10 protein-coding genes and 1 pseudogene are annotated in these 13327 nt (G+C 56.7%); 4 read left to right on the forward strand and 7 right to left on the reverse strand.

The features are described from left to right. Positions 1-52: 52 nt before the first annotated feature. Complete coding sequence (locus tag FHT84_RS26965) at positions 53-952, forward strand: LysR family transcriptional regulator (protein ID WP_183765101.1); 900 nt, start codon at positions 53-55, stop codon at positions 950-952. A gap of 95 nt (positions 953-1047) precedes the next feature. Here FHT84_RS26965 and FHT84_RS26970 read toward each other — a convergent pair whose 3' ends face one another. Both FHT84_RS26970 and FHT84_RS26975 read right to left on the reverse strand, forming a co-directional pair. Then, positions 1048-1374, reverse strand: coding sequence for an Atu4866 domain-containing protein (locus FHT84_RS26970; RefSeq protein WP_112343071.1), 327 nt, complete (start codon positions 1372-1374; stop codon positions 1048-1050). Positions 1375-1480: 106 nt separating this feature from the next. Then, positions 1481-2035, reverse strand: a complete 555-nt coding sequence (locus FHT84_RS26975) for a nuclear transport factor 2 family protein (protein ID WP_112342977.1) — start codon at positions 2033-2035, stop codon at positions 1481-1483. Positions 2036-2207: 172 nt separating this feature from the next. Between FHT84_RS26975 and FHT84_RS26980 the strand changes: the two genes are divergently transcribed. From FHT84_RS26980 to FHT84_RS26990, 3 genes are all read left to right on the forward strand, one after another. Continuing rightward, entirely contained in the window at positions 2208-3098 is an 891-nt protein-coding gene (locus tag FHT84_RS26980) for a LysR family transcriptional regulator (protein WP_183765098.1), read from the forward strand. A 267-nt stretch (positions 3099-3365) separates the two neighbouring features. Beyond that, positions 3366-3737, forward strand: coding sequence for a MarR family transcriptional regulator (locus FHT84_RS26985; RefSeq protein ID WP_245430388.1), 372 nt, complete (start codon positions 3366-3368; stop codon positions 3735-3737). Between the two features lie 4 nt (positions 3738-3741). Beyond that, positions 3742-4551, forward strand: coding sequence for an NAD(P)-dependent oxidoreductase (locus FHT84_RS26990; RefSeq protein ID WP_183765095.1), 810 nt, complete (start codon positions 3742-3744; stop codon positions 4549-4551). A 55-nt stretch (positions 4552-4606) separates the two neighbouring features. Here FHT84_RS26990 and FHT84_RS26995 read toward each other — a convergent pair whose 3' ends face one another. The 5 genes and pseudogenes from FHT84_RS26995 to FHT84_RS27015 form a co-directional block, all read right to left on the reverse strand. Beyond that, the gene (locus FHT84_RS26995; protein WP_112342981.1) at positions 4607-6130 is read right to left on the reverse strand and encodes an ATP-binding protein; all 1524 of its coding nucleotides are present in this window, start codon (positions 6128-6130) and stop codon (positions 4607-4609) included. Further along, the gene (locus FHT84_RS27000; protein WP_112342982.1) at positions 6127-6846 is read right to left on the reverse strand and encodes a response regulator; all 720 of its coding nucleotides are present in this window, start codon (positions 6844-6846) and stop codon (positions 6127-6129) included. The genes FHT84_RS26995 and FHT84_RS27000 overlap by 4 nt, the downstream gene beginning before the upstream one ends. Positions 6847-7496: 650 nt before the next feature. Then, positions 7497-7598: pseudogene (locus FHT84_RS31560) on the reverse strand (XdhC family protein); the annotation flags it as partial. A 505-nt stretch (positions 7599-8103) separates the two neighbouring features. After that, positions 8104-11250: an efflux RND transporter permease subunit gene (locus FHT84_RS27010; RefSeq protein WP_112342983.1), complete on the reverse strand. Its 3147-nt coding sequence runs from the start codon at positions 11248-11250 to the stop codon at positions 8104-8106. An 8-nt stretch (positions 11251-11258) separates the two neighbouring features. After that, the gene (locus tag FHT84_RS27015) at positions 11259-12512 is read right to left on the reverse strand and encodes an efflux RND transporter periplasmic adaptor subunit (RefSeq protein WP_183765090.1); all 1254 of its coding nucleotides are present in this window, start codon (positions 12510-12512) and stop codon (positions 11259-11261) included. Positions 12513-13327 lie beyond the last annotated feature (815 nt).

Here is a 13327-nt window from a genome sequence, read left to right on the forward strand (position 1 = left end):
TTGGTGATATAAGGCTGCCAATTTGAGATGAAGTGGTGAGGATAAATCACGAATGATGCGCCCTAGTCTGAATGACCTTGCCGCTTTTGCCGCGGTTGCCAATCACAAAAGCTTCCGCAGAGCGGCCGACATCATGGGGGTCTCGCGCTCCGCCCTCAGCCACGCGATCATCGGATTGGAAGCAAAGCTGGACGTCCGCCTCTTCAATCGGACGACACGCAGCGTATCTCTGACGCAGGCCGGCGCGCGCCTGCTCGCGCGACTCGACCCGGTTCTGCAGGAACTCGATCGGGCGCTCGACACGTTCTCGGAGGAGCGCGGCACTCCAAGCGGCACACTTAGGATTAATGCGAACAAAAGCGGTGCCCGCATCTTGCTCTCAGACGTGGTGCCGCGCTTCTTGGATCTTTATCCAGATGTCGAGCTTGATCTCGTGTCGGAAGGTCGGCTCGTCGATATCGTGGAACAAGGTTTCGACGCGGGGGTACGTCTGCTGGAAGCCGTCCCGAAAGATATGGTCGCAGTGAAGTTCGGAGGCGACGTCCGTTTCATCACCGTGGCGGCGCCGTCCTATCTGGACGGCAAGGCAAGGCCAAACATGCCCGACGATTTACATGCGCATCGCTGCATCCGCCAACGTCTGCCCAGTGGAAAGCGCTATCGCTGGGAATTTTCCAGACGCGGTGCCGAAGTGGCGATCAACGTCCAGGGCAATCTCACCCTCGATGACAATGATCTTCTCGTGCAGGCGGCGGTGGACGGGCGCGGTATTGCCTATGTGCCCGAGTATTTCGCACGGCCGTTTCTGGCGTCCGGCCAGTTGCTCACCGTACTTGATGAATGGTGCCCGCCGATACCGGGCCTGGCACTCTATTATCCGCGCAGCCGGCACCTGCCGTCCACGTTACGCGCCTTCATCGATCTCCTGCGAGAGGTGGAAAAACAACGATGACAGGGCGGCGGTGAATGGCGTCCGTCCCATCAGGTAGATTGAGGAAGACCTGCGGCACCCAGACCCGTTTCGCATCGCGCAGGCTCGCCCGGTGTTTACGGTGTCGCCGGCTTGCGCCGCAAGATCATGCCGCCATGATGCAGAGTGTTGGCATCGACGAAATCGCCATCAGCGGTGAAGCCGGTGTCGTCCCAATACTCGATATGCGTCCCGTCTACTTCATACCGACCCTCATAAGCTCGCTCGCGCTGACCGCGGGCTTCGATATAGCGTCCGCTCGGCAGAAGTTCGTGGCGAACATGGTTGTCGTCGGTGACCCACGTGCCAACGTAAGGATGTTGCGGCTGCGGATTGGCCTCCTGTGCTTCTGCGGGTTGGATCGAAAGGGTGGCCGTGATGATTGCTTCAAGTGCCTGTCGCATGGTCCTGCTCCATTGAGCGTTGCTGTTCTCGGTTTGGAAGCCATGGCGCACGGATGCGCGGCTATCGGTCGGCATACGCTCAGGTCTTCCGAACCGCAGGCGTCGGTCATTGGGACCGCGGGGCGTTGTTGTCGACCACCTGCTGATAAGCAACGAGGTCTAGAAAGGCCTCCGCATTGACGACGAGGCCGTCCTTCATCTTGAGTATCCAGACGAACTGGTTGCGATAAGGTGCGCCCGACGTCGTGGTTGCCGTTCCGTCGAAGCGGATGATGATCGTGTCCCCGTCGGCGAAGATGTTGTGCACCTCCGGCGCGATCGGAGTCGCGAGCCGGCTGGTCAGGGGACGCGAGGCCTTCTCGATGAAGTCCTTCTGGTTGCGATAGCTGCCGGCGACCGGCCCGGAACCATGGATCGTCCAGACGACGTCTGGAGCGAGGAGCTCCCCGAAGACATAGGTGCCTCCGCGCCATTTTTCGAAGGCGGCTTCGACGATCGCCTTGTTTCGTTGCTCGATAGCCGCACTGTCCGCAGCCTGCACCTGCGTTGCCGTGGCGTTTGCAATAGCTGTGCCCGGCAGGGCGAGCGACAGCAATGCCAGTGTGATCAGAGCTCTACGGCTCGCGCCGGCGACCCACTGGCGTATCGGAAGAATGGTCATGGTACAGTCCTTTCCTGGCTGCTGAGAGCTTGATGAGAGCCATCGACCGGCGATGAAGCTGCGTGCACCGTCGACAGGCCTCGCGTCCTAGTTCGTGAGATCCAAAGTAGGCGCCTCGATGAGATCGGACAATTTGCCCAATGATGACCGCTCTGGTAAAACTATCTAACCAATGGCAATCGATCTAAATGGCATTTCCGTTTTCCTGGCTGTCGCCGAAGCGCGCAGCTTTCGTGTGGCCGCGGAGAATCTGGGCGTCACTCGGCCAGCGGTCAGCCAGGCTGTCCGACGTCTTGAAGATCGGCTGGGCGTCGCGCTCGTGCGGCGCACGACGCGCAGTGTCAGTCTCACGGAGGCTGGCGAACGACTGTATCATCGGGTGGCGCCGGCGATTTCCGAAGTCGGACTGGCGCTCGACGCGACGGCGGACCGCGACAGTGCGCCAAACGGGCTATTGAGGCTGGCAGTGTCGTCCATCGCCGAGCAGTTCATTTCGGGGCCGCTTCTGGCGCGTTTCGCGGATGCCTTTCCCTCAGTTCAGATCGACGTGACGGTCACGGATGAGGAATTCGACATCGTCGCGGAAGGCTATGACGCGGGGGTGCGATTGGGCGAAGTCATCGATCAGGACATGATTGCCGTTCCAGTCTCGGGCGACCAGCGCCAGGGCGCCTTCGCTGCGCCGTCCTACATCGAACGTTTCGGCAAGCCTCAACATCCTTCCGAGCTCTCGGCGCATCGTTGTGTCGGCTGGCGACCGGCGCCGCACAGCGCACCCTATCGCTGGGAATTCGGCGACAACGGGCGCGAGTTCGACGTGGCTGTCGACCCGCAGATCACCACCAACGACATGTGGCTTATGATCCGCACGGCCTGTGCCGGCGGCGGCATCACCTTCGGTATGGAAGACACGTTCAAACCCTATGTCGCATCCGGTCAACTGGTCCCTCTCCTTCAGGACTATTGCCCTCCGTTTGCCGGCTTCTTTCTTTATTACCCCAGCCGGCGCAATCTCGCTCCGAAGCTTCGGGCGCTCGTCGAGCATGTGAAGCGGTGGCGATAACGCCCCAACGACGTCGTCGTCATCACAGTCATTGCCGGCCTCATCGCGTCGCTTACGTCTAAGACGGCTGTCCAGCTTTCTGACCGGCCCCTTGGGATCGCTTCATCCGAGTCCGACGCATCGAGCCTTGACATTCGTTCGCTACCTTGCAATTATCGTATGGTAGCGAACGAAATAAGTGGGCTTTTCATGCGGGATCAGGCGGACACCAAAATTCTCTCCGTGGGAGCATGGACGAAGCGGTGTTACTTCGCGGGCCGGGCTCTCATGGACGAACGCTTGCGGCCCTTCGATCTGGGATCCACGCAATGGTATGTCCTCTGGTATCTCGTCAACAACGGCCCGTCCGTCCAGCGTGATCTCGGTCGCGCACTCGAACTGGAACGCGCGACCCTGAGCGGAATCATCGCCACGCTCGTCCGCAAGGACCTGGTCGCACAGACCGCGGATGGGGGCGATCAGCGTCAACGTCTGCTGACTTTGACAGCCGCCGGCGAGGCGCTGTGGCGCCGGATGCCTGATCTTTCTTTCATCCGCGATGCCGCCTTCGGCGGGATCGACGAGGCCGATCTGGCAACGACCATCCGTGTCCTCAAATTAGCGACCGAACGACTGCAGGCCCTGTTGCGAAAGGATTGAGCAAATGTCCGTATTGATCACCGGAGCCACCGGGCTCGTTGGAGAGCGACTTCTGCCGCGGTTGGTGGAGACCGGCTATGCTTGCCGAGCCCTGCTCCGGGCGGGCAAGAGCCGCGATGAAGAAATTGATGCCGTAACGGGCGATATTCTCGACCCTTCAACCCTGGCGAACGCCGTCCAAGGGGTTTCCGCTATTGTGCACCTTGCGGCCGTCTTCCGCACGCGGGACACCGATCTCATCTGGAAGAGCAATCTCGATGGGACACGCAACCTGATTGCCGCCGTGAAGGCGCATGCTCCCGACGCCCGGTTCATCATGTCGAGCACCAGCCATGTCTACAACAAGGACAATCCGCATCCGGGAAGGGAAGACGACCCGGTTGATCCCCAGCATGCCTATCCCGCAAGCAAGGTTGCCGCGGAAAAGGAACTGCGCGAAAGCGGGTTGAACTGGTCCATCCTTCGCTTCCCCTTCGTCTATGGCGACGGTGACGGACATCTCCAATCTCTTCCCAAGCACGTCAGCACTTGGCATCCGGCCCAACGCATGAGCACGATCCACCATCGTGATATCGCACAAGCAATCACGATGGCGCTCAAAGGTGATTTCGATCGGCGCATCGTGAACTTGGCCGACGAGGCGCCCACCTCCATCTACGAACTCGCGGGCATGGTCGGATCCAGGTTGGCGCCGAATTCCGAGCCTCTCGAAAACCCCTGGTACCTGCATGTCGATACGTCCCTCGCCCGCAGCCTGGGTTTTCATCCTAGCATAAGGACTGTGTATCAGGCTTGGCAGCAGGGTCTTTCTTAGGACCAGTAGATTTTAGCGTCCCGGCCAAGCTTTTAGAACACTGAGCCTCCATTGATCACTTGGTGTGCAGACTGATCGGCCTGACTTGTCGTCGCCGGCGCGAGGCGATTATCGCTGCACCAACGTTCCATCGTTTTGCGTTTGCAGTTCGGCCTGTTTCGCTATCGTCATGACGTGGTAGAGAAATAATTGTCCGCATACCGTTCTCCTTGGTGACGAACATGATATCGCCGCCATGCTGACGAGCAACTGCCCGCGCAATTGACAGACCGAGACCAATCCCACCAGTTTGCTTATTCCGCGATACCTCGAGCCTGAAAAATGGAGCGAAAACCTTTTCTCTCATGTCCTCAGGGATGCCGGGTCCGCGATCCTCAACGACTATGTCGACCGTGCCGGCCGTTTGAAGAATCAAAACCTTGGCTTCCCCTCCATATCGAACAGCGTTTTCAACTATATTGCGTACCGCCCGTCTAAGCCCGTCGGGCCGGCAGCGATATGTTATTTTGTCGGCGCTAACCAAAGTCACCGGGTACCCCAGATCTTCCTGATCGTCGCAGATGCTGCCGATCAAAGCCTCAAGTTGGATCGGACGCGTCTCTTCCTCTGTTGACTCGCCGCGCGCAAAGGCAATCGCCGCTTCAGTCATGCCCTGCAGTTCCTCGATGGTCGCAAGCATTTTTCGCTGGATCTCCTCATCCTTCACGAACTCGGTTCTCAAGCGAAGAGAAGTGAGCGGTGTACGCAGATCATGACCGATTGCGGCAAGCATTTTCGTTCTGTCATCGATAAACCTGTGCAAGCGGGCTTGCATCCGATTGAACGCAGACGCGGTTCGCCGAACCTCTTCCGGCCCCGTTTCCTCCAAAGGTGGAAGGTTCTCGCCCCGCCCAAGCGCCTCGGCAGCGATCGCCAGACTTTTGAGAGGCCGGGCGATTCGGTTGCCCACAAGAACCCCGATCAATGCGAGTACAGCAGCCGTCAGAACAAGCGAGCTTAAGGATGTCGAGGTCCACCAGCTTCCTTGCTTCATATAGAAGGCCGCGTTCAGATGCGTGCCATCATCTAGCTTCACGACCATGCCGTATCCGCGAGCTCCATCAAAATAAAGATACTTGACCGGTTGGCGAAGTGCCCATAGCTCCTGGAACGGAGCCTTCCAATCTTCGCTATTGTTGGATGAGGCGACTTTTTTTGCGCTCGGAATCCGCGGCACTGCCGTCCCACCTTCGAAGAACCGCACAAGGTCAACGTAGTTTTCAAGCGGCCTGCTGAATTGCTCCACCGCCTCCAATCGCCATGCGGACGCGCTCATGGGATCTTGAGCACTCATCCAGAAACGCGAGTCTCCAGTTTCGCTGGCGGTGAGGACCTGCTGCCTGGAACTTGGAACGGCGTCATTGACAAGGCGGGTTATCGTGCGAGTGCGGCTGAAGAACTCGCTCTTGGCGGCCGCATCCAATGCTTTCGAATGCTCGTTCCACGATATTACGAATGTAATGGCCTGCGCGATCAACAAGGCCGCGAGGGTGAAGCCGATAAACTGCGCCGCGAGACTTCTTGTCCATTTCTTTATCATTCAGAAGCCACTTCCACGGAGAGGCTGTAGCCGCCGCCCCAGTGCGTCTTGATGATTGAGGGGTTTTTGGGGTTGTCTTCGATTTTTTTCCTCAACCGACTGACTTGATTATCAATAGTGCGATCAAAGACGTCAGCAGTTCGACCGACTGTTAGATCGAGAAGCTGCTCTCGGCTCAATACTAGCCCCGGCCGCTCGATGAAGACCTTTAACAGCCGGAATTCCGCTGAACTTAATGGAATGCCAACGCCGTCGTCGCCAGAAATCTCCTGGCGACCAAGATTCACACGCCAAGGTCCCACCCGGACATTCTTCGGGTTTGCCGCGGCGAGAGCCATATTAGGGTTACCGGATCTGCGCAGCACCGCTCGAATGCGTGCCAGTAGTTCTCTTGGATTGAAAGGCTTGACGACGTAATCATCAGCGCCAAGCTCCAGGCCAATGATCCTGTCAGTGTCGTCGGCCATAGCGGTGAGAAAAATCACTGGGATCCCGGCGGACGCACGCAGCTGACGGCATACTGAAAGTCCGTCCTCCCCTGGCATCATCACGTCAAGAACAATGAGATCCGCCGTCTGTTTTTCCAACAGACGTCGTAGGGCTGCGCCGCTTTCGACGGCTGTGACTTTATAGCCCTGTTGCTCAAGATACTGTTGAACGAGATCCCGGATATCACCGTGATCATCAACAACAACTATATGCGCGGCCGCGTCCATGGTGATGTCCCCGTTTACCGTGAGAATACATCAAACCTACAGCTCTTCGCAGCCGAAAAAGTGTATCAAAGTTTCACGGCAGCCAATGGTTAAAGTGACGAGACACGATGCACACATTGGCATGAAACCCATTCTTCTTCTGGGCCTTTCGGGCGCTAACAAGATAAGTCGACGGGCAGTGGTCGGCATCTGGGCACGATCAAAGAGGGCGATTTGTATCGCCTGCTACAATCTTGGCACATATTGCCGACATTTCCACGTTAAAGTCGGCGGGTTGCTTCCAATCGACCCGGACTCCAGGTCTTGAATGCGACGACCGCACCGATGGCCTCAATTGGTCATCGGTGTTCAGCTAAACCCTAACAGTTGATGATTGGATTCGTATGTTGCTGTAGGAGGCAACTTAAGGCGCGCACCTTCAGCCAGAGCGAAGATCGCACATCGTTATGTCAGCCGACTTATCACGATCCTGTCTGTCGTATTGCGCCCAAAGATCAGTCTGCGCATCTAGCCAGCAATTTAGGCCGGCAGTGGGCAAAATCAGCTAGCTGCCCTCCCGCTACAATGCACATTCTATTCTCTCAAAATGCTAGTGGCCGCTAGAACAGCCTCACGCCTATCCACGTCGACGATCGGAAGCTGTGATGCCGCGCCCCGACATAGAAACAACCGCGGCGTAGCGCCTGTGCAATCGGCAAATCATCGATCTTCGGACCGTAGGTCACCGTCACCAGCACCGTACAGGCATCGAGCCACTTGTCTTTCAGCACATCGACCGGCAGTCCGCCGTCAGGTCGATTTCGCAAAGGGTTTAGCAGACGCCAAAGCCGTCTTGACATCGATGCCGGCAAGCGCTGCCATCTGCACCAGGAATGGCTGATATGGACGGTGCCGATGTTAGGATATCAGGCGGCGGCGATGACGGTGGCCATCCCCATATCGCGGCCTCTCATCCTCCAAGGCTTCCGCCGTCGTCAATAGATCCAGGGCTCATGCTCGTCTCAGTCCACGCAGCACCTCTTACCCTTTCCAAACAGCTCCCGCGCTTCAACACTCGAGATCCGAAGACAGCCGGAGGATCCGTGTTGCCAGTGCCTGGCGGCTCTTCTAACCGTTATCCGATTTGACCTTACACAACCCAGCAGCGACGTCGTGGTAGAGCTTCACGTTCGTCATCAATAATTCCCCACCTGCTTCTTGAGCGGCAACTACATTCAGTACACAGATTGTGGTGAATCAGCTTCCAACATTTGAATTTTATTGCGTAGGCACGTCCGCAATTGATTGAGCACGAGGTGATCTCGACCTGCCAATGCCAGCCAGTTTCCGGATCACAACATACAGTACCGGAATTAGGAATATGCCGAGGAGTGTCGCGGAAATCATACCGCCCATCACTCCGATGCCAATAGAATTCTGGCTCCCTCCTCCCGCGCCCGAGGCGGTTGCGAGCGGCAAGACTCCCAAGATGAAGGCGAAGGAGGTCATAAGGATAGGACGAAGGCGTTGACGCGAAGCCTCAATCGTTGCGTCGACGAGGCTCTTGCCTTTCAATTCCTCCGCTGTGGCAAACTCAACAATCAGGATCGCGTTTTTTGCTGTGAGCCCAATCGTCGTAAGTAGCCCCACCTTGAAATAAATATCGTTTAACTGGCCGAACTGGGTCGCCGCGACCAATGCTCCCAAAATTCCCACAGGGACTGAAAGCATGACCGAAAACGGTATCGTCCAGCTTTCATAAAGCGCAGCAAGTGCCAGGAAGACCACAACTATGGAGATGATGTAAAGGTGAAGAGCCTGATTTCCAGCGAGCCGTTCTTCAGCTGACAGACTGGTCCATTGATGCGAGAATTCATCTGGCAAATCATCGACCATGCGATCGATTTCCTGCATCGCTTGACCTGAGCTAACCCCAGTTGAGGGAGAACCCTGCAGCTGAACTGCGGAGACGCCATTATACCGTTCCAGTCTCGGTGAACCAAATCCCCAATGCCCCGTCGAGAAGGATGAGAGGGGAACCATTTCACCGCGATTATTGCGAACATGCCAACGCTCAAAGTCCTCCGGCTGCATGCGAAAATCTGCGTCCGACTGCACGTACACCCGCTTGATCCGCCCACGGTCCAGAAAATCGTTCACATAAGTGCCTCCCCAAGCCGAAGATAGGGTCGCGTTTATATCCGAGAGACTGAGACCCAACGCACTTGCTCGATCACGATCTATAGCTACCGAATATTGGGGACTGTCATCCTGTCCGTTAGGACGAGTTCCTCTCAGCCTTTCATTTTGGGCCGCGGCTCCCAACAGCTGGTTGCGAGCAACCATGAGGGCTTCGTGTCCAGCATTACCTGTGTCGCGCAGGAAGAAATCGAAGCCGTTATTGTTCCCGAAGCCCGGAATGGCGGGAGGAGCAAGTGCCACTACGCGGCCATCAGATATCTTCGCGAACGCCGCCATAGCTCGTTGAGCAATCGCCGCAGCCGAAGCCTCAGGTATTTGCCTTTCCCCGAAATCCTTAAGCGACACGAAAACGGTTGCAACGTTTTGGCCCTGGCCGCCAAAACTGAAGCCGACCGATCCGAATATTCCCTCAACGTATTCACGCTCGTTCGTCAGGTAATGATCGATTACCTGATCGAGAACTCGCCGAGTTCGATCCGCCGTTGCGCCGGGCGGCAACTGAACTGCGGTCACAAGACGTCCCTGATCTTCCTCGGGCAGGAAGGCGGAAGGCAGCCTGGCGAACAGAAAGGCAACTCCAACCGCGACTGCAATGAACATGACGACGCCAATAGCGATGCGGCGAAGCAGGACTTGTGTTGTCCGCTGATACAGATCTGTGAAGCTGGCAAACCCGGAATTGAACCATCTAAACGGCGCAGCCTTTGCCATTCCATGTTTCGGTTTTCTGAGAAGCGACGCGCAAAGAGCTGGCGTGAGCACCAAGGCTACGAGGACAGACAGGACCATGGCCGTGACAATGGTAACGGAAAACTGCCTATAGATGATGCCAACGGACCCCGAGAAGAAGGCCATCGGGATGAAGATCGTGGCCAGAACGGTCGTAATCCCTATGAGAGCGCTGCTAATCTCGCCCATCGACTTGATTGTCGCCTCTCGTGGGCCAAGATCCTCTTCCTCCATAACCCGCTCGACATTCTCGATGACGACAATGGCGTCATCCACGAGCAGGCCGATTGCCAACACCATCGCAAACATAGTGAGCGTGTTGATCGAGTAGCCGGATAGTCCGAGAACAGCAAATGTCCCAAGCAGCACGACAGGAATTGCCAACGTGGGGATTATCGTCGCTCTGATATTTTGTAGGAAGACGTACATGACAACGAAGACGAGAAAGACGGCTTCGATCAGGGTCGCCACTACACCCTCGATCGACAATCGAACGAAGGGCGACGTGTCGAATGGATAATGGACTTCGACATTCGGTGGAAAATTGACCCTTTGCCGCTCGATTTCGGCACGAATGCTTTCTGCCGTTTCCAACGCATTGGCCCCGGATGCCAATCTGAAGCCAATACCGGCGGCAGGCGTGCCGCTATACGTGCTAGAATTGGTGTAGCTTTCCGCTCCGAGTTCAACCATTGCAACGTCGCTCAAGCGGATCACGGAACCGTCTGCGGCACCATTGAGGATGATAGCCTCGAATTGCTCGACGGTTTGCAGACGACTCCCTGCCGTGACCGTTGCGTTGAGTTGCTGGCCTCGCCGTTGTGGTAATGCGCCGAGTTGCCCCGCCGAGACCTGCGTGTTTTGCGCCTGCACGGCCTGCGTTACGTCGCTGACCATCAACCCGTGTTGAGCTAGCTTGTCGGGATCAACCCATATCCGCATCGCGTATCGATCCGATCCGAGCAGCCGTGCCTCGCTAACACCTGGTACGCGTCTTAACGTGTCCATGAGCAAAGTATCGATAAAGTCGGCGATATCGTTGCCGTTAAACCGCCCATCGGGCGATGCAAGGGCGGCAATCAGGAAAAAGCTCGCTGTCGACTTCGAAACCGTCAATCCGCTGTCCAGAACCGCCTGCGGCAAACGCGCTTCAACGAGCTGAAGGTTGTTTTGAACCTGCATCTGAGCCACGTCGGGGTCAGTTCCACTGGTGAAGGTCAGTGTGATCGAGGCCTCACCGGTCGCCGTGGAACTCGACGAGACATAATCGACGTTGTCGATCCCAGTCATCCCTTGTTCGATAACCTTCGTAACCGAATCCTCGACCGTCTTCGCATCCGCTCCGGGATAATTCGCGGTGACCCGAACAGCGGTCGGCGCGATTTGCGGATATTGGGAGATCGACAATGCCGGGATCGACAAAGCTCCTGTCATCATGATCGCTATGGCAAGGACAAAGGCAAAGATGGGACGTTCAATGAAGAAGCGAGACATGATAGATCCTACTGGAGCGACACAGGTAGTGAGCCAGCAGCGGCCTGAGTGCTCCTTTTGGGCTCGCTCGACGATGCTGGCGCCTCCACGACATCTCGCAGCTCACCGGTTTCGTCTTCAACGATGACGACCCTTGTCCGAACCTGTTGCCCCATACGTGCTCGCTGGGCCCCCTCAACGACAACGCGATCACCATCGAAAACGCCACCTGTTACGAGCCAGCTATTTCCGATCGTGCGGTCGACGGTGAGAACACGTTCTTCGACCTTCATATCGTCGGTTACGAACTTTGCTGTAGCTTGTCCTTGCGGATTGCGTGAAACCGCGCGCTGGGGCACCAGGAAACTGCCCTGCACGAAGCCCTCTTCGATGAGCGCGCGTACATACATGCCAGGCATCAAGATGCCGCTCGGATTCGGAAAAACAGCACGCAGCGAGACCATGCCCGTCGATTCCGAGACCGCTGACCCGGAAAACTGCAACTTTCCAGGATGCGGATATCTCGATCCGTCTTCCAACCTGAGTTCAACGGTAACATACTCGCCATGAGTTCTGATCTGGTTTGACGCCAACGCCTTGTTCAAAGCCAAAAGGCTAGAACTCGACCGCACGAGGTCGACATTGACGATATCGTGTTGACGAATGACAGTCAGGGGCTGGGCCTGGTCCTGCGTGACAAGAGCACCCTGCGTGACATTGGAGGCGTCGACGCGCCCTCCGATCGGTGCCACGATCGTTGTGTAGTCAAGCTCGATGCGAGCGGTTTCTAAGGCTGCATTCGCCGCAGCTACGTCCGCCTCGGCCTGAAGCAACTGGGTGCGGGCCTCGTCAAGATCCTGTTGGCTTGCGATATCACTGGCGCGCAGTCGCTGGTATCGATCAAACCTAGCACGCGAGCTGGGGACGGCGCTCTCAGCCCGTCGTAATGCAGCTTGCGCATTTCGGTATGCGGCTTCGAAAGGCGTTCGATCCAATTCGTACATGACGTCGCCGGCCTGAACGACGCTCCCTTCTTCGAAGACTCGGCGGCGAATAGTGCCGGTCACTCGTGGCCGGACCTCGGAGACCAAGTGGGCGCTTGTTCTTCCCGGCAATTCACGCGTGAGCGTCACGTTCCGTCTTTGCAGTGTCTGAACGCTTACCTCCGGATCCTGGTCCTTGGCAGATTGCTGGACCGCGACATTGGCGTTTGCGCCGGCCAGTACAAAGACCCCGCAACCGAGGAGTATTGAGAACCAAACTTTAAGGTAACGTCGCATCATTGAGAGCACCATGAGTAAAGGGCTGCGTCCGGCTGCAAACCCTTGGCGAGCACAGTCTTGAAGGGAAGGCGGAGATTAACGAAGACTTGTCTCGCGGCTATGCCGCAGATCCCGCAAAATGTAACAGTGTGTAATGAGTGCCATTACAATGAAATCCGCATATTCCCGAGGGTGCGGAGAGCGAGCTAGAGTTGGCGCTTTGATCTGGAAGCGGTATCTTCCTCTAGGTGACGAAGAAGTTGCTGCGTGGTGCCAGGGCGCTGTTGCGCGATCCGCAGTAGCTCGTGCGCCGCCCTGAGGGCGACGTCATCATTGAAGGCGAGGTTATTGTCCTCACAGAAGATCGTTAATGCCCGTTTGGCTTCACGGAGCTGCCAAAGTCCAAGCGACATTTTCATGCCTCCAAGCTGTTTCAACTGGCGCCATATTGCCAGTGTGATGTCGCTTAGCTGTGCCGGAAATGTATCAAATGATACCGACGGGAAGGTAGGTCGGCAGGTAGAACCTGTCGTCTCACTTTTTAGGTTCACAGACCGCTATTGTTTGCTCATTATTGACGTTGAGTGAGGTCCAGAGCCAGAGCGGAGCTCTTGATGAGATTGGACCGCCCGCGGCGCATTTTTATATAACTTATTGAAATATCTATACATTATACATGTCGCGACGGCTTCGGTGCGGTAATCAGATTTATGGAACTACATCAGACAGCCGTGGGATCGAATAGTAAGCGGCAAGGAGACCCCATCTGGCGGTGCTGATGCTGTGCAGGGTATCTCGGACATACGACTTCTCTGACTGTGAGGATCTATGTCTGG

The organism is Rhizobium sp. BK289, from assembly GCF_014193575.1.
Lineage (GTDB): Bacteria > Pseudomonadota > Alphaproteobacteria > Rhizobiales > Rhizobiaceae > Rhizobium > Rhizobium tropici_C.